We start from the raw sequence: 17,007 nt of genomic DNA on the forward strand, positions 1-17,007 counted from the left end.
AAAGTGATATTGTTTACAAGTGAATATAAGCGTAAAGTGCAGCAGAAATCAATTGCAAAGCCGCATTTATGGCCAAAAAATTTCCTATTTTCCCCAAAAACCCCGATCGCATCTGCTGGGGCTGCGACAAATATTGTGCCGCCACCGATTTGCAATGCGGCAACGGCTCGGAGCGCATCCAGCATCCGTTCGAACTCGACGGCCCCGATTGGTATCGGCAGGGCGACTGGCGCAATCTTCTGAGCCAAGCGCAGCAAATCGAGCTGGGCATCCTGCCTGCGCCCCAAGCGGCTGCCAAACCGGCCAAACCGCATATCCGGCTGCCTGTGCGCAAACGCACATCATATCGTTTTGTCGATTCATCTGACGCCAATTGAAAAAATAAGCTAACGAGAAAACAAGCCGCAAACCAATGGCTGGGCTGGCGACCGCCAAAGCCGCAACCCAACATTTGCTTATCAACAGATTGATTTTATAAAGCCATCCGGGTTTTATGGGGTGACGCCTGCGGCTAAGCCAATCTACGCCGATAGCGTTGTAATACCAATCCAAAAAATAGCCTAACTTCGTTGTCTCGCCTTGCCGTACTATCTGTACTGTCGCAGGCTTCCGCCTTGTTAGCTTACTTTTTTGAATGGGTATAAATCATCTTTATTTTGTCAGGTTGTTTTTTAAAATAGGCATGAGGCCGTCTGAATATTTTTCAGACGGCCTCTTTATCTTTTCGCAATCATTTCACCGCTTTTCACAAATAAAAACAATTTGTATTTCTAATTAAATAGGAATAGATTGGCAATCGTTCCTATACTAGGCATCTCAACCATGTTTATCGCTTTTTTAATCATGCTGCGCGAAGGCATTGAAGCCGCGCTGATTGTGGGCATTGTGGCCGGCTTTTTAAAGCAGTCCGGCCACGGCCATTTGATGCCCAAAGTGTGGCTGGGTGTGGCGCTGGCGGTGCTCTTGTGTTTGGCGGTGGGCTATGGCATCCATCAAGAAACCGGCGAAATCCCGCAAAAGCAGCAAGAGCTGGTGGTGGGCATTATCGGCTTGGTGGCGGTGGCCATGATTACCTATATGATTTTGTGGATGAAAAAAGCCGCCCGCTCGATGAAGCAGCATCTGCAGCAATCGGTGCAGGCGGCGTTAAACCGCGGCAACGGCCAGGGCTGGGCGCTGGTGGGGATGGCGTTTTTGGCGGTGGCACGGGAAGGGCTGGAGAGCGTATTTTTCTTAATTGCGGTGTTTGAGCAAAGCCCTTCTTGGCGCATGCCGGTGGGCGCGCTGCTGGGCTTGGCCGCAGCGGCGGTGATGGGCACGCTGATTTATCAGGGTGGCATGCGGCTGAATTTGGCCAAATTTTTCCGCTACACCGGCGTGTTTTTAATTGTGGTGGCTGCCGGTTTGCTGGCCGGCTCGCTGCGCGCGCTGCACGAAGCGGGCGTGTGGAACCATTTGCAGGGCATTGCCTTTCATTCGGCGCATATCCTGCATGAAGACAGCCCGCTGGGCGTGCTTTTGGGCGGCTTTTTCGGCTATACCGACCACCCCACTTGGGGCGAAATCGGCGTGTGGCTGCTGTATTTGGTGCCGGTGTTGTATTGGTTTTTGCGCGGCACCAAGCCTTTAAATCCAAGCCCGAAAACAAGCTAAATCATTGTCTTGCCATATTATTTTTTTGAATTGATCCTTACCTATCAAGGCCGTCTGAACATTATTTTTAACCACCATTGAGATTCAACATGAAAACATTTCGCATCACTGCCTTATCCGCCTTGCTTGCCTTAGGCCTCAGCGCCTGCCAACCGCCCGCAGCCGACACACCGGCCACCGCATCCGGCGCATCTGCGGCCAATACCGACGGCAGCGTGAGCATTGCCGTGAACGATGCCGCCTGTGAGCCGATGGCGCTCACCGTGCCCAGCGGCCAAACCGTGTTCAATATTCAAAACAACAGCGGGCGCAAACTTGAATGGGAAATTTTAAAAGGCGTGATGGTGGTAGATGAGCGTGAAAACATCGCCCCCGGCCTGGCCGATAAAATGACGGTAACGCTGTTGCCCGGCGAATACGAAATGACCTGCGGCCTGCTCACCAACCCGCGCGGCAAGCTCACCGTCACCGACAGCGGCTTTAAAGCCACCGCATCGCAAGCCGATATGGCCAAGCTGGAACAGCCCTTGGCCGAATACAAAGCCTATGTGCAGGCCGAAGCCAAAGATTTAGTGGCCAAAACCACCGAATTCACCGCCGCCGTGAAAGCTGGCAATATCGCCAAAGCCAAATCGCTGTTTGCCGCCACCCGCTATCACTATGAGCGCATCGAGCCGATTGCCGAGCTGTTTAACGAGCTCGATCCGGCCATTGATGCGCGCGAAGACGATTTCAAACAAGGCCCCAAAGACCCGGCCTTCACCGGCTTTCACCGCATCGAATACGCGCTGTGGGTGGAAAACAGCACCGCCGGCGTAAACGAGATTGCCGACAAATTGCTGGCCGATGTGAAAACCCTGCAACAAGAAATCGACGTGCTGTCGTTCCCGCCCAATAAAGTGGTGGGCGGCGCGGCGGTGCTGGTGGAAGAAGTGGCCGGCAGCAAAATCAGCGGCGAAGAAGACCGCTACAGCCACACCGATTTGAGCGACTTCCAAGCCAATATCGAAGGCGCACAAAAAATTGTCGATTTGTTCCGCCCGCTGATTGCCGAAAAAAATCAGGCGCTGCTCGACAAAACCGATGCCAATTTCAAAACCGTCAACAATATTCTAGCCAAATACCAAACCGCCAACGGCTTTGAAACCTACGACAAACTCACCGAAGCCGACCGCAAAGCACTGCAAGCGCCGATTAACGCGCTGGCCGAAGATTTGGCGCAACTGCGCGGCACACTGGGTTTGAATTAACACTTTTGCCGTACAACAGGCTTTCAGACGGCCTTTTAAACAATAAAGGCCGTCTGAACAAGTTTTGTCATGTTAAGAAAGCTCTGAAAAACTCTGACGAGTGGATTTTGCCGGCATTTTTATACTAAGCCCGTAGGTCGGATTCTCGAATCCGACATTTGGCCGCCAAGGCCAAAACAAACGCGGCAAGCTTGTTTTGCAAACAAATGTCGGATGCAAGAATCCGACCTGCCCATTACAAAACTTTCAGACGGCCTAAGCAGCTCAGGCCGTCTGAAAACCTGATTCATCAACCCCAACCCAACATCCAACCATGACCCAATCCCACACCCCCGCCCAACCCGCCAAACGCACCCTGCTCAAAGGCGCGCTCGCCGCCGGTGCCGCCGGCCTTGCCGCTGCCGCAGGCGGCTTTGCCTATGGCGAGAAAAAAGGCCGCGCCGATGAAAAAACCGATGCCGCCCAACACAGCCGCGAAAGTTACCCCTGCTACGGCACCCACCAGCAAGGCATCACCACCCCGCACCAGCCGTTTGCCATCATGGCCGCGTTTGACGTGTCCGCACAAACGCCGAGCCAACTTGAAAACCTATTGCGCACCCTCACCGCCCGCATCGAATTCCTTACCCGTGGCGGCGAATTGCCCGACGGCGACGCCAAGCTGCCGCCCGCCGGCAGCGGCCTCTTGGGCAAAACCTTCCGCCCCGACGGCCTCACCATCACCGTATCCGTGGGCGCCAGCCTGTTTGATGCGCGTTTCGGGCTGGCCGATAAAAAGCCCAAGCACCTGATTGAAATGGCGCGTTTTCCCAACGACAAACTGGCCGCCGAATGGTGCGACGGCGATTTCAGCCTCCAAATCTGCGCTCTTTCCCCCGAAACCTGCCAAAACGCCCTGCGCGACTTGGTGAAAAACACCGCCCAATACGCCATTATCCGCTGGAGCATCGACGGCTTTTTACCCAAAACCGAGCCCGGCGCCGCCGCGCGCAACCTGTTCGGCTTTCGCGACGGCAGCGGCAACCCCGATGTGAGCAACCCCCAAACCGCCGATGAAGTATTGTGGACCGGCATCGCCGCCAACAGCCTCGATGAGCCCGCTTGGGCGAAAAACGGCAGCTATCAAGCCGTGCGCCTGATTCGTCATTTTGTCGAATTTTGGGACCGTACTCCCTTGCAAGAGCAAGAAACCATTTTCGGGCGCGAAAAATACAGCGGCGCCCTACTGGGCATGAAAAACGAACACGACAGCCCCAACTACGCCGCCGACCCGCAAGGCAAAACCATTCCCCACGACAGCCATATGCGCCTAGCCAACCCGCGCAGCCCCGAATTTATGCAGAAACACCAATTGTTCAGACGACCTTTCGACTATTCGCGCGGCCTGGCCAAATCCGGCCAATTGGATGTGGGGCTTGTGTTTATCTGCTACCAAGCCAATCTGGCCGACGGCTTTATCTTTGTGCAAAACCTGCTCAACGGCGAGCCGCTGGAAGAATACATCAGCCCCTTCGGCGGCGGCTATTTCTTCACCCTGCCCGGCGTGCAGGCGGGCGAATATTTCGGGCAAAGCCTAATGGCGTCTGCATAGCAATTGCTTGGGCGGCTTTTAGCAAAAGGCCGTCTGAAACTTTTTCATACCCATCCAAAAAAATAACCTTACTGCGTTGCCTCGCCTTGCCGTACTGTCTGTACTGTCGCAGGCTTCCGCCTTGCAAGCTTATTTTTTGAATGGATATCACCGCTATTTAATACGGTAAATAGCTACCATAAAGCGCCAATTGGCGCTATTTTCCTCTATTTATCATGATTTTTCATTTTGCCCTTTGGCAGCCTGATTTCTTTTCCATCGCTTTCATGTATACTTTTTTGCATTCCCATAAATTCAATTAATCAGGAAACACACACCTATGGCAAAGAAAAAAACCTTCCCGCTGCCCTTGTGGTCGCTTATTCTGCCGCTTTTGGCTTGGGGGCTTTATTTTATCGGCATATCGGGCAGCGGCTGGCTCGAGGCGGTGGCGGCAATATTGCTGGCCGGCAGCGTACTCTCGGCGGTGTATCACGCCGAAGTGGTGGCACACAAAGTGGGCGAGCCTTTCGGCACGATTATTTTGGCGGTGGCCATCACTATTATCGAAGTGGCGCTGATTATTTCGCTGATGGTGGCCGGCGGCGACAATGCCGCCTATCTCGCCCGCGACACCATTTTTGCGGCGATTATGCTGATTCTCAACGGCATTTTGGGCTTGTGCCTGCTGATTGGCGGCTGGAAATACCGCGAGCAGTTTTTCGGCAAAAAATCGGCCAACACCGCGCTGATTGTGTTGGTGTCGATTTTGGTACTCACGCTGGTGCTGCCCAATTTCACCACCAGCACGCCCGGCCCCACCTATAACGATGCCCAGCTGATTTTTGTGGCGATTGCTTCGCTGGTGCTCTACAGCGCGTTTATCATGGTGCAAACCGTGCGCCACCGCGATTATTTTTTGGCCGATGATGATGAAGACGGCCACCATCATGCCGCGCCGCCCTCGCTGAAAGTGACCTTAACCAGCCTGGGCTTTTTGCTGATTTGCTTGGCGATTGTGGTGTTGCTGGCCAAATCGCTCTCGCCGGCGGTGGAAGGCATGGTGGCCTCTATCGGCGCACCGGCTTCGCTAGTGGGCGTGATTATCGCCGCGGTGGTGCTGCTGCCGGAGGGGCTGGCCGCTGTGCGCGCCGCCAGCCGCAATCATCTGCAAACCAGCCTCAATCTGTCGCTCGGCTCGGCGCTGGCCTGTATCGGCTTGAGCGTGCCCACCGTGGTGGCCGTGTGCCTGATTTACGACATCAACCTGGTGCTGGGGCTGGACATCAAATCGATGGTGTTGCTGGGGCTTTCCGTGTTTATCGTGATGCTCTCGCTCAATCAGGGGCGCACCAATATTCTTTACGGCGTGGTGTTGCTGGTGAACATGGCCGCTTATATCTTCAATATTATCGTGCCCTGAAGATTCATCCGTTCAAAGGCCGTCTGAAAAATTTTCAGACGGCCTTTTGCTGTGATGCTTATGTTCAATTATACCCATTCGAAAAATAAGATAACAAGGCGGCGAGCCGAAGACAGTACATCTAGTACGGCAAGGCGAGACAACGCAGTTAGGTTATTTTTTTCGAATGGGTATTAGAAATCCCTGTTTCAAGTGTTTGGTATAATCAACCATGTTTAATGCCAACTCATTCAAAATCTTTTGCTGGCTGCCGCTTTTGGCCGCCTGCCAAAGTCCGGCCGCCGCGCTGCCGCATAGCGAAACGAGCGAAACCGTTGCGCTCGACGCCAAGCATTATGTGGCGGTGCAGCGCTATTGCGCAGGGCCGCCGATAGCCGGCGTGTTGTTTTACCAACCGCACGAAAACGAAGCCACCGCCCGCCGCGCCACGCTTGATGTTTTGGCGGCGCGGGGGCAAGGCTGTTTATTGGTGTTGAACCACGACGGCCGCCGCCAAATCCATTTTGAAGCGGCAGACCGGCCCGCCCGCTTCGACCCCAACCGCATCTACACCGCCGCCGGCCGCACCGCCACTTTGGCGCAGGGCGGCAACCGCAGCGAAGCGGCGCAAGAAACCATCGCCGGTTTTGCCGATTATCTGCTCCAACATCACTTGCGCCGCGCCGCCTTTATCGTGGCCGTGCACAACAACCGCAGCGGCGGCACCGATATCGGCAGCTACACCCGCGGCGCGCTGGCTGAAGACACGGCCGCCGTGTTTATCAACCCCGCGCACAGCCCCGATGATTATTTCTACACCACCGATGAAGCCGCGTTTGTCTATTTCAAATCGCGCGGCTTCAACGCCATGCTGCAAAACAACCATCGCGTGCGCGACGACGGCTCGCTCTCGGTTTATGCCGCCCGCCACGGCATCGGCTACATCAACGTTGAAGCCCGCCACGGCCATGCCGCCGAACAACGCGAAATGTTACAGGCGCTGCTGGATTATCTCGATGGCGGCACATGGCGCCGCTAAAAAGCGCAGCCTTCCTGTAGAGTGTGTGCCATAGGCACGCACGCGTTTTTCATTCAACACAAGGCCGTCTGAAACATTAATGAATGTTTCAGACGGCCTCGGTTTTTCTCGTTAGCAAGTCAACACAAACCGCTTATAGATACGGCAACTAATTATTGAATATTCACATCCTCTTGCCCGCAGCAGAAACCTGTTCCCTCTCCCGTGGGAGAGGGCTAGGGAGAGGGCAACAAGCCAAAGGCTTGTTTGCCGGCATCTGAAAATGTTCAATATTTAATTGCCGAATCAATAAAACGCGTGCGTGCCTATGGCACACACCCTACGGGCGGCAGTTTTCGGTTTCTAAACAAAGGCCGTCTGAATAGTTTTCAGACGGCCTTTGGTTTTTTATATCATCAGGCTTTTTTCACAAATTCCGATTTCAAATTCATGGCGCTGCCTTCGATTTTGCAGGCAATATCGTGATCTCCCTCCTGCAGGCGGATACCTTTCACTTTAGTGCCCTGCTTGATCACTTGCGAAGAGCCTTTCACTTTCAAATCTTTAACCAACACCACGGTGTCGCCATCGGCCAGCGGCGTGCCGTTGGCATCTTTGATCACCAAAGCGGCTTCGGTGGCTTCGCCCTCTTGCCATTCATACGCACATTCGGGGCAAACCAGCTGAACGCCGTCGTGATAAGTGAATTCGGAACCGCATTGCGGGCAGGCGGGCAGGCTCATAATGTGCTTTCTGTGATGATTGATGCACCGATTATAGCAAATTCAAAAAAGAAGGCGCAAAAGGCCGTCTGAACAGCACCGGTTTGCTGACGTTCAGACGACCTTTTCCCAATATGCGTTTATTTATTCATACACTTTGAGCAATTCCACTTCAAACACCAAAGTGGCATTAGGCGGAATCACACCGCCGGCGCCGCGCGCGCCGTAGCCCATTTCAGGCGGAATGGTGAGCTTGCGTTTGCCGCCTTCTTTCATGCCGCTGAAACCTTCGTCCCAGCCCTGAATCACCTGGCCTGCGCCCAGCACGATGGTGAGCGGCTGGCGGCGGTCGAGGCTGGAATCAAATTTGGTGCCGTCTTGCAGCCAGCCTGTGTAATGCACGGTAATTTCTTTGCCTTTTTCGGCTTCTTTGCCCTGGCCGGTGGTGATGTCTTCAATAATCAGGCTCATGCTGTTTCCCTATGGTTGTGGTGTAAACCGGGGCAGGGTAACATATTTCATTTCAATTGCCCACGCATTGATGCAGCGGAAATTTGGCTTTGGCGGCGGCTTTGATGCCTTTTTTGCGCTCATGGCGCTGCCATGCTTTTTCGTGGAAATAAAACACCACGGTGTTGGCCATCGGCTCGATCAGCGCCACGGCGCTGGAAATGCCGATGCTGCCGGTGAGCAGATAAGCGATGCTGAAGGCAACGCCGAAATGTAAAATGGCAAAAGTGATGGTTTTCAACATGATGCTTGCTCCTGAATAAGCCTGCGCTGTGCAAGTTGTTGTTTAGTCTGTTTCATTAAAATAAATGATAATCAATCGCAAATAAAAAGTACAGTTGATTCTGCCAATTTACATTTAGTAAAAAACTATCCTTTTTTATTATTCAATAGAAAGTAAAATATGACCGCCCTAAAAATTGCCGTGCTTGAGCGCGAAACTTTGGTAAACCGCCCTTTTGCCTTTGATTTTGCACACAGCCTGCGCGAATTTAGCAGCATTGAATCGGCCGACACCGCCGCCTGCATTGCCGGCGCCGATGTGGTGATTACCAATAAAATCATGATTGATGCAGGCATGATTGCAGCCAATCCGCAGCTGAAGCTGATTGCGGTGTCGGCCACGGGGGTGAACAATGTCGATCTCGATGCAGCGCGTGCCGCCGGCGTGGCGGTGTGCAATATCCGCGCTTATGGCAATGAATCGGTGGCCGAGCATGCGTTTATGCTGATGATTGCGCTGATGCGCAATTTGCCGGCTTATCAGCGCGATGTGGCGGCCGGCTTGTGGCAGAATTCACCGGTGTTTTGCCATTTCGGCGCACCGATGCGCGATTTAAACGGCAAAACGCTGGTGATTTTCGGGCGCGGCGGCATCGGCAACACGCTCGCCGGCTATGCGCAGGCTTTCGGCATGCGGGTGGTGTTTGGCGAACACAAACATGCAGAAGAAGTGCGCGAGGGCTATATGGCTTTTTCCGAAGCCATTGAATGCGCCGATGTGGTTTCGCTGCATTGCCCGCTCACCGAAGCCACCGCCGATATGATAGGTGAGGCCGAATTGCGGCAAATGAAAGCCGGCGCGATATTGATCAACTGCGGCCGCGGCGGATTGGTAAACGAGCAGGCGCTGGTGGCGGCGCTGAAATATGGGCAGCTTGGCGGCGCAGGCTTTGATGTGCTCACCGAAGAGCCGCCGCGCCACGGCAATCCTTTGCTCAGCGCGCGCCTGCCCAATCTGATTGTTACCCCGCATATGGCTTGGGGCAGCGAAGAAGCGCGCAACCGCCTGTTTGATATTTTGGTGGCCAATATCAATGGCTTTTTTGCCGGCAAGCCGCAGAATATTGTGGTTTAGGGCGTCCTGACAATTCGTTTATGAGGGGGATTTTGTTTCTGCAAATGCAGATGCAAGGCGAAAAGCGCAGCAAGGTTGGCCACCTTGCGAGCATTTTCAACGCGGCAGGCGCGTTTTTGAGTCAAAAGATTGCCACGAGATGAATTGTGAACAGACCCTAACGCCTGTGGATAATTTTGTGGATAATTATCAAACAACCAAAGGCCGTCTGAAAAATACTTTCAGACGGCCTTTTGATATATACATTATTATAAATTTATTTATTATATTTTGTTTGATTTTATTAATTAAAAAAACAATAGCTTAATTAGATAATACAGGCCGTCTGAAAGCTTTCAGACGGCCTGCAATAAATCAAACCGGTTTAAACATCGTAAGTGGTGGAAGCGGTGTCGCCGCCGGTGCCGGTCCAATTGGTGTGGAAAAATTCGCCGCGCGGCTTGTCGGTGCGCTCATAAGTGTGGGCGCCGAAGTAATCGCGTTGCGCTTGCAGCAGGTTGGCGGGCAGGCGCGCGCTGGTGTAGCCGTCGAGGAAGGTAATCGCCGAGGCCATGCACGGCATCGGAATGCCGGCTTCAATCGATTTGGCCACCACTTTGCGCCAGGCAGGCAGGCAGTTTTCCAGAATTCTGCGGAAATAATCGTCGCCGCCGAGAAACACCAAATCGGGGTTTGCTTCGTAAGCATCGCGGATATTGCCCAAGAAAGCGCTGCGGATGATGCAGCCTTCGCGCCACAACAAGGCGGTGTTGCCGTAATTGAGCGCCCAATCGTTCACTTCGCTGGCTTCGCGAATCAGCATAAAGCCTTGTGCATAAGAGATAATTTTCGAGGCCAGCAAGGCTTCGCGCAAGGCTTCCACCCATTCGGTTTTGCTGCCTTCGATGGGCGAAATGCGGCTTTCAAACAATTTGGCCGCTTCCACGCGCTGCGCTTTAAACGACGACACGCAGCGGGCAAACACGGCTTCGGAAATCAGCGTGAGCGGAATGCCCAAATCCAAGGCATTGATGCCGGTCCATTTGCCGGTGCCTTTTTGGCCGGCGGTGTCGAGAATTTTTTCCACCAAAGGCTCGCCGTTTTCATCTTTGAAGCCCAAAATATCGGTGGTGATTTGAATCAGATAGCTGTCGAGCTCGGTGGTGTTCCAAAGCTTGAAAATTTCGTGCATTTCATCATAGCTCAGCCCCAAACCGTCTTTCATAAATTGGTAGGCTTCGCAAATCAGCTGCATATCGCCGTATTCGATGCCGTTGTGCACCATTTTCACGAAATGCCCCGCGCCATCACGGCCCACCCAATCGCAACAAGGCTCGCCGGCCGGCGTTTTGGCAGCAATCGCCTGCAAAATCGGCTTCACATAAGGCCAGGCTTCTTCATTGCCGCCGGGCATAATCGAGGGGCCGTTGCGCGCGCCCTCTTCCCCGCCCGACACACCGGCGCCCACAAAACGGATGCCTTTTTCAGCCAGCTCGCGGGTGCGGCGGGTGGAATCGGGATAATTGGCATTGCCGCCGTCGATAATGATGTCGCCTTTATCCAAAAGCGGCAGCAAATGCTCGATAAATTCGTCTACCACTGCGCCTGCACGCACCATCAGCATGATTTTGCGCGGGCTTTCCAGCTTTTCCACCAATTCTTGCAATGAATGGGCGCCGATAACATGAGTGTTTTTAGCGGGGCCGTTTAAGAAATCGTCCACTTTTGAAGTGGTGCGGTTGAAAGCAACGACTTTAAACCCTTTGTCGTTCATGTTGAGAATCAGGTTTTGACCCATTACGGCCAAACCGATTACGCCGATGTCGCCTTTCATCACGTGTCCTCGATTAGGTGAAGTTTAACTGTTCTACTTTACCTTATTCAGTAGGTTAGCGGCAATGTTTGATTTGCTTGGGGCTTGATTTATGAAGACAATATTTTCATTTGCCGATTTGGCGCAAGAATGTGCTGATTCCAAACAATACATATAGATTTAAAATAATAAAATGATATTGATATTGAAGCAGCCCTTTTTCTGTGGATAATCGGAAAACGCAATAAAAAACAATTCAATAGGCCGTCTGAAAGGCTGGGGCATTGAGGCTTCAGCGCTGTGGAGCAATGTGGATAAATATAGCAGGCATTGAAATTTTGTGGATAATGCATTTATTGTGCACAGCAATGCAGCAAGGATAGCCACAGCAAAATCTTCAGACGGCCTGTATCAAATCTATCTGCCTGAGCAATTCAACCCAACCACAAAAAGGATTCCGCATGAAAACCCCTTGGATTTTAACGGCTGCCCTGCTTTTGGCCGCCTGCCGCAGCGGCGGCATGGCCGATGTGGCGGTAAACCCCGACACCCACGCGCCCGAGCAAGGCAGCGGTTTAACCTCGCAGCAATTGGTGCATGCGAAAAAATTTATGGCCGCATCGGCCAACCCCTTGGCCACCGAAGCGGGCTATGAAGTGCTCAAGCAAGGCGGTAGCGCCATTGATGCGATGATTGCCATGCAAACCACCTTGAGCTTGGTGGAGCCGCAATCATCGGGCTTGGGCGGCGGCGCGTTTTTGGTGTATTGGGATAATCAGGCCAAAAAGCTCACCACGTTTGACGCGCGCGAAACCGCGCCCAAAGCCGCCACACCGGCTCTGTTTCTCGATAAAGCAGGCAAGCCGCTGGAATTTATGCAGGCGGTGGTGGGCGGCCGCTCGGTGGGCACGCCCGGTGTGCCCAAGCTGATGGAAGATGTGCACAAACGCTACGGCAAATTGCCGTGGGCAGGCTTATTTGATTACCCTGTGCGCTTGGCCGAGCAAGGTTTTGCCGTGTCGCCGCGCATGGCCGCATCGATTGCGCAAAACGAGCAATATCTGCGCCGCTATCCGGCCACGGCTGCTTATTTTCTGCCGCAAGGCCGGCCTTTGGCAGCAGGCGCGGTGTTGAAAAACCCGGAATTCGCCCGCAGCGTGCGCCTGCTTGCCCGCTCGGGCAGCGCGCCTTTTTATCATGGCGCGCCGGCACAAAAGATGGTGAAAACCGTGGCCGCAGCGGCCGATAATCCGGGCAGGCTGGCCATGGCCGATTTTAAAGCCTACCGCGTGATTGAGCGCGCGCCCGTGTGCCAGGCTTATCGCGAATACGAAATTTGCGGCATGGGCGCGCCCAGCTCCGGCGGCTTGGCGCTGGGGCAGATTTTCGGCATTTTGCAGCACCACAATTTGAGCGGCGGCAACCCGAACGACATCAACAGCTGGCGCTGGCTGGGTGAAGCTTCGCGCGTGGCATTTGCCGATCGCGGCTATTATGTGGCCGACCCCGATTTTGTGCGCGTGCCGGCGCGACAAATGCTGTCGCCCGATTATTTGAAGCAGCGTGCGAATGCGATTGCCGCCACTAAAGCGGCCGCTGCCGAAATCAAGCCGGGCAGTTTCAGCCAAAATATGGCTCTCGGCCGCGCGGTGGAGCTGCCTTCAACCAGCCATTTGGTGATTGTGGATGCGGCGGGCAATGTGGTGTCGATGACCACATCGATTGAAAACGCTTTCGGCTCCACGCTGATGGCCAACGGCTATCTGCTCAACAACGAGCTTACCGATTTTTCGTTTGAGCCCGAGCAAAACGGACAAGCCGTGGCCAACCGCGTGGAAGGCGGCAAACGCCCGCGCTCATCAATGGCGCCGACCATTGTGTTGAAAAACGGCGCGCCTTATCTGGCCGTGGGCTCGCCCGGCGGCAGCCGCATCATCGGCTATGTGGCCAAAACGCTGGTGGCGCATTTAGATTGGGGCATGGATATCCAGCAGGCGATTGACCTGCCCAATATGCTCAACCGCGGCAGCGCTTACGAATTGGAAGAAAACACGCCGGCTGCAGCCAAAGCCGGTGCGCTGGAGCGCATGGGCTATCCGGTGCAGGTGCGCGATTTGAATTCGGGCGTGCAAGGCATTGTGATTCAGCCGCAGGGTTTGCAGGGCGGTGCGGATCCGCGGCGTGAAGGCAAAGTGATGGGCGATTGAGTTTGATGGTTTGTAAACGAAATGCCGTCTGAAAAGTTTTCAGACGGCATTTTTCATCTTGCTTCAATCACATTCAAGCCACATCGGGCAAGCCGTGAAAAGCGGCGGGCAAATCTTCTTCGTGCTCGAATTGCACCCATTCGTAAGCGCTCTCGTCTGCCAACACCGCGCGCAGCAAGGCGTTGTTGATGGCGTGGCCGGATTTATAGCCTTCGAATGCGCCGATAATCGGGTGACCGACGATATAAAGATCGCCGATGGCATCGAGAATTTTATGGCGCACAAATTCATCGGGATAGCGCAAACCTTCGGGGTTGAGCACATCGGTGTCGTCAATCACAATGGCATTATTGAGGTTGCCGCCGAGGCCCAGATTGTGCGCTCTCATCAGCTCCACTTCCTGCATAAAGCCGAAAGTGCGGGCGCGGGCGATTTCTTCCACATACGATTTGCCGGCAAAATCGATTTCAAAAGTGGGATTGCTGCGGTTGAACACCGGATGGTCGAATTCGATGGTGAGGGTGACTTTAAAGCCGTTATAAGGCGTAAAACGCACCCATTTGCCGGCTTCTTTCACTTCAACCGTTTTCAAAATTTTCAAAAAACGCTTTTGCGCCTGCTGATCGACAATGCCGGCATCTTGCAGCAGATAGATAAACGGCAGGCTCGAGCCGTCCATAATCGGGATTTCGGGCGCATTCAATTCAATCAGCGCATTATCCACGCCATAAGCGGCCAATGCCGACATAATATGCTCGATGGTGCCCACGCGCACGCCGGCTTCGGTTACGACGGTGGATGAGAGGCGGGTGTCGTTGATTAAATAAGGCGTGAGCGCAATCACAGCACCTTTCTCACCGCTCAAATCGGTGCGCCGAAACGAAATGCCGCTGTTTTCCGCGGCCGGATGCAGCGTGAGCGCCACCCGTTCGCCCGAATGCAGGCCCACGCCGGCAACATGCACAGATTTGGCCAATGTTCGTTGCAGCATATTGTTTCCTCTGAATATTTTTGTTGATGTTGGTGCGTATCATACGATAAAACCGCGCCAACAGCCTATTATTTTTAATAGTATTTACCAATTAATCTGATAAGCTCGAAGGCCGTCTGAAAGCGTGTGCGGCAAAAGTGGATAAGCCCGATTTATTCACATACCGTGGGAAAAATGGGATTTTTATCCCCAAAAGCGCGTAAACCGCACACAGGCTTATCCGGAAACTTTCATCTTAATTAGCCATTTGTTTTTAATTGTAAAATATGGTTTATCCACAAGACAGCCCCTGCTTCATCTAATATCATCTTTATATATATTTACTTATTTAATTAAAGTCGGGCAAACTTTTCAGACGGCATTGCAAGCTCAACAGGCAGGCATAGCTTGTGTTAAATCAGATTTATGTTGTTTGCAGTAAGTAGTGTTAGGTAGTAATTTTATTTCATGGTAAAAAGCAGCCATCTGAAATTTATCGTTATTTCTGAATATTTCTAGGAGCAAAATATGAGCATTAAAGTTGCGATTAATGGTTTCGGCCGCATCGGCCGCTTGGCATTGCGCCAAATCATCAAAACCGAAGGCCTTGAAGTGGTGGCGGTAAACGACCTCACTCCGGCCGACATGCTGTTGCACCTGTTTAAATACGACACCACCCAAGGCCGCTTTCAAGGCACTGCCGAGTTGAAAGACAACGCCATTGTGGTGGACGGCAAAGAAATCAAAGTGTTTGCCGATGCCGATCCGGAAGCCTTGCCCTGGGGCGAATTGGGTGTGGACGTGGTGCTCGAATGCACCGGCTTTTTCACCACCAAAGAAAAAGCGGAAAAACACATCAAAGCCGGCGCCCGCAAAGTGGTGATTTCCGCCCCCGGCGGCGACATGAAAACCGTGGTGTTTGGTGTGAACGAAGATATTCTCGACGGCAGCGAAACCGTGATTTCTGCCGCTTCCTGCACCACCAACTGCCTGGCGCCGATGGCCGCCGTGCTGCAAAAACAATACGGCGTGGTGGAAGGCCTGATGACCACCATTCATGCCTACACCGGCGACCAAAACACGCTTGACGCACCGCACCGCAAAGGCGATTTCCGCCGTGCCCGTGCCGCCGCGCAAAATATTGTGCCCAATAGCACCGGCGCGGCCAAAGCCATCGGCTTGGTGATTCCCGCGTTGAACGGCAAGCTCGACGGCTCTGCCCAGCGCGTGCCCGTGGCCACCGGCTCGCTGACCGAGCTGGTGACCGTGTTGGAAAAAAACGTGACCAAAGAAGAAATCAACGCAGCCATGAAAGCCGCGGCCAATGAATCTTACGGCTACACCGAAGAGCAATTGGTGTCTTCAGACGTGATCGGCATGGAATTCGGCTCATTGTTTGACGCCACCCAAACCCGCGTGATGACCGTGGGCGACAAGCAATTGGTGAAAACCGTGGCTTGGTATGATAATGAAATGTCATACACCTGCCAATTGGTGCGCACCCTGCATTATTTTGCAAAATTAATCTGATTAATCAAAGATTTACGCTTTATATAACACGCTTCATAAATAAATAATATTAATCAGCAAAGGCCGTCTGAAAACTTTCAGACGGCCTTTTATTTATAGTGAAATCAAAGAAAAATGGATACAGAAATAAGAAATTTCAAATTGCGTGTAGAGTGTGTGGCTCAACCATGCACACGGTTTAAATGATAAGGTTTAAACGATAAATTGAAAGTCTTTTGCAAAGGCATCGAGCCAAAAAAAGATCTGCGCCAAGCCGTTTGGCGTTTTTCAGACGGCCTGAGGCTCAACCGCGATTATCGTGGCGGCTTTTTCCTCAATTTGAAATTTGATTTCATAACCGGCCACGCTCATCACATACACGCGCTCAGGAATATTTTGATAAGCCGGCCGCGGATCTTGCGCGATGCTTTGCGCAATCAGCTCGCGCGTGTTTGCGGATAAGCCGGTATCGGTGCCGGGCAGCCAGGCCACTTGCAACAAATCGGGCGCGCTGAGGGCAAAGCCGGCCGCGGCTTCTGGCCGGGCTTCCACAAACGGGATGTAGGGTTTGATGTCCACCACCGGCGTGCCGTCGAGCAAATCGGCGCCGCTGCAATAAAGTTTGACGGTTTTACCGCATTCGATGCGCTCGAGTTTGAGCAGCGACAAGCCCAAATGATTGGGGCGGTGCGGGCTGCGGGTGGCAAACACGCCCATTTTCTGCTTGCCGCCTAAACGCGGCGGGCGCACCAGCGGCGACCAGCCTTCATCGAGCACGCCGTGAAAAATAAAATGTATCCACACATAATCAAAGCTTTCAAGGCCGCGCACGCTGTCGGCGTTGAATTCTGCGGCCAATTCGATGCATACTTCGGCAGCCGGCACCAACCCGGGCTGCCGCGCCACGCCGAATTTTTGTTGGTAGGGTGAATGAACCGTGGCAATACTGGTGAGGGTGTGCTGCATAGAGAGGCCGTCTGAAAAATAAGCGTGAAGCGGCTTATTTTAACAAATGAATCGGGCGGTGTAAGCCGATTGGCAAGCGTA

15 protein-coding genes are annotated in these 17,007 nt (G+C 53.2%); 9 read left to right on the top strand and 6 right to left on the bottom strand.

Going from position 1 to position 17,007, the window contains the following annotated elements:
* Positions 1–68: 68 nt before the first annotated feature.
* From EV680_RS01990 to EV680_RS02015, 6 genes are all read left to right on the top strand, one after another.
* Positions 69–377: a DUF3079 domain-containing protein gene (locus tag EV680_RS01990; RefSeq protein WP_132952680.1), complete on the top strand. Its 309-nt coding sequence runs from the start codon at positions 69–71 to the stop codon at positions 375–377.
* Between the two features lie 445 nt (positions 378–822).
* The gene (gene efeU / locus EV680_RS01995; RefSeq protein ID WP_132952682.1) at positions 823–1,653 is read left to right on the top strand and encodes an iron uptake transporter permease EfeU; all 831 of its coding nucleotides are present in this window, start codon (positions 823–825) and stop codon (positions 1,651–1,653) included.
* A gap of 89 nt (positions 1,654–1,742) precedes the next feature.
* The gene (efeO, locus tag EV680_RS02000) at positions 1,743–2,903 is read left to right on the top strand and encodes an iron uptake system protein EfeO (protein ID WP_132952684.1); all 1,161 of its coding nucleotides are present in this window, start codon (positions 1,743–1,745) and stop codon (positions 2,901–2,903) included.
* Positions 2,904–3,216: 313 nt separating this feature from the next.
* Complete coding sequence (gene efeB / locus EV680_RS02005; RefSeq protein WP_132952686.1) at positions 3,217–4,494, top strand: iron uptake transporter deferrochelatase/peroxidase subunit; 1,278 nt, start codon at positions 3,217–3,219, stop codon at positions 4,492–4,494.
* Between the two features lie 319 nt (positions 4,495–4,813).
* Positions 4,814–5,896, top strand: a complete 1,083-nt coding sequence (locus EV680_RS02010) for a calcium:cation antiporter (protein ID WP_132952688.1) — start codon at positions 4,814–4,816, stop codon at positions 5,894–5,896.
* A 211-nt stretch (positions 5,897–6,107) separates the two neighbouring features.
* Positions 6,108–6,914 (top strand): hypothetical protein, encoded by an 807-nt coding sequence (locus EV680_RS02015; RefSeq protein WP_132952690.1) that lies wholly within the window; start codon positions 6,108–6,110, stop codon positions 6,912–6,914.
* 395 nt (positions 6,915–7,309) lie between these two features.
* Here EV680_RS02015 and EV680_RS02020 read toward each other — a convergent pair whose 3' ends face one another.
* The 3 genes from EV680_RS02020 to EV680_RS02030 form a co-directional block, all read right to left on the bottom strand.
* Positions 7,310–7,636: a zinc ribbon domain-containing protein YjdM gene (locus EV680_RS02020; RefSeq protein WP_132952692.1), complete on the bottom strand. Its 327-nt coding sequence runs from the start codon at positions 7,634–7,636 to the stop codon at positions 7,310–7,312.
* Positions 7,637–7,759: 123 nt separating this feature from the next.
* Positions 7,760–8,086 (bottom strand): FKBP-type peptidyl-prolyl cis-trans isomerase, encoded by a 327-nt coding sequence (locus tag EV680_RS02025; RefSeq protein WP_132952694.1) that lies wholly within the window; start codon positions 8,084–8,086, stop codon positions 7,760–7,762.
* A 52-nt stretch (positions 8,087–8,138) separates the two neighbouring features.
* Positions 8,139–8,369 (bottom strand): DUF2061 domain-containing protein, encoded by a 231-nt coding sequence (locus tag EV680_RS02030; RefSeq protein WP_132952696.1) that lies wholly within the window; start codon positions 8,367–8,369, stop codon positions 8,139–8,141.
* 159 nt (positions 8,370–8,528) lie between these two features.
* Between EV680_RS02030 and EV680_RS02035 the strand changes: the two genes are divergently transcribed.
* On the top strand, positions 8,529–9,482 hold the full coding sequence (locus tag EV680_RS02035; protein WP_132952698.1) for a D-2-hydroxyacid dehydrogenase: 954 nt from the start codon (positions 8,529–8,531) through the stop codon (positions 9,480–9,482).
* Between the two features lie 364 nt (positions 9,483–9,846).
* Here EV680_RS02035 and gnd read toward each other — a convergent pair whose 3' ends face one another.
* Positions 9,847–11,295, bottom strand: a complete 1,449-nt coding sequence (gnd, locus tag EV680_RS02040; RefSeq protein ID WP_132952700.1) for a decarboxylating NADP(+)-dependent phosphogluconate dehydrogenase — start codon at positions 11,293–11,295, stop codon at positions 9,847–9,849.
* A 440-nt stretch (positions 11,296–11,735) separates the two neighbouring features.
* Between gnd and ggt the strand changes: the two genes are divergently transcribed.
* Positions 11,736–13,481 carry a gamma-glutamyltransferase gene (gene ggt, locus EV680_RS02045; RefSeq protein ID WP_132952702.1) on the top strand — a complete coding sequence of 582 codons (1,746 nt, stop codon included), beginning with the start codon at positions 11,736–11,738 and terminating at the stop codon, positions 13,479–13,481.
* A 73-nt stretch (positions 13,482–13,554) separates the two neighbouring features.
* Here the strand turns inward: ggt and lpxC are convergent, their stop codons facing one another.
* On the bottom strand, positions 13,555–14,472 hold the full coding sequence (gene lpxC / locus EV680_RS02050) for a UDP-3-O-acyl-N-acetylglucosamine deacetylase (protein WP_132952704.1): 918 nt from the start codon (positions 14,470–14,472) through the stop codon (positions 13,555–13,557).
* 507 nt (positions 14,473–14,979) lie between these two features.
* Between lpxC and gap the strand changes: the two genes are divergently transcribed.
* Positions 14,980–15,981, top strand: a complete 1,002-nt coding sequence (gap, locus tag EV680_RS02055) for a type I glyceraldehyde-3-phosphate dehydrogenase (protein WP_132952706.1) — start codon at positions 14,980–14,982, stop codon at positions 15,979–15,981.
* A gap of 267 nt (positions 15,982–16,248) precedes the next feature.
* Here the strand turns inward: gap and tsaA are convergent, their stop codons facing one another.
* Positions 16,249–16,926 (bottom strand): tRNA (N6-threonylcarbamoyladenosine(37)-N6)-methyltransferase TrmO, encoded by a 678-nt coding sequence (gene tsaA, locus EV680_RS02060; protein ID WP_132952708.1) that lies wholly within the window; start codon positions 16,924–16,926, stop codon positions 16,249–16,251.
* Between the last annotated feature and the right edge of the window lie 81 nt (positions 16,927–17,007).

The sequence above is a fragment of the Uruburuella suis genome, assembly GCF_004341385.1.
Classification (GTDB): Bacteria; Pseudomonadota; Gammaproteobacteria; order Burkholderiales; family Neisseriaceae; genus Neisseria; species Neisseria suis.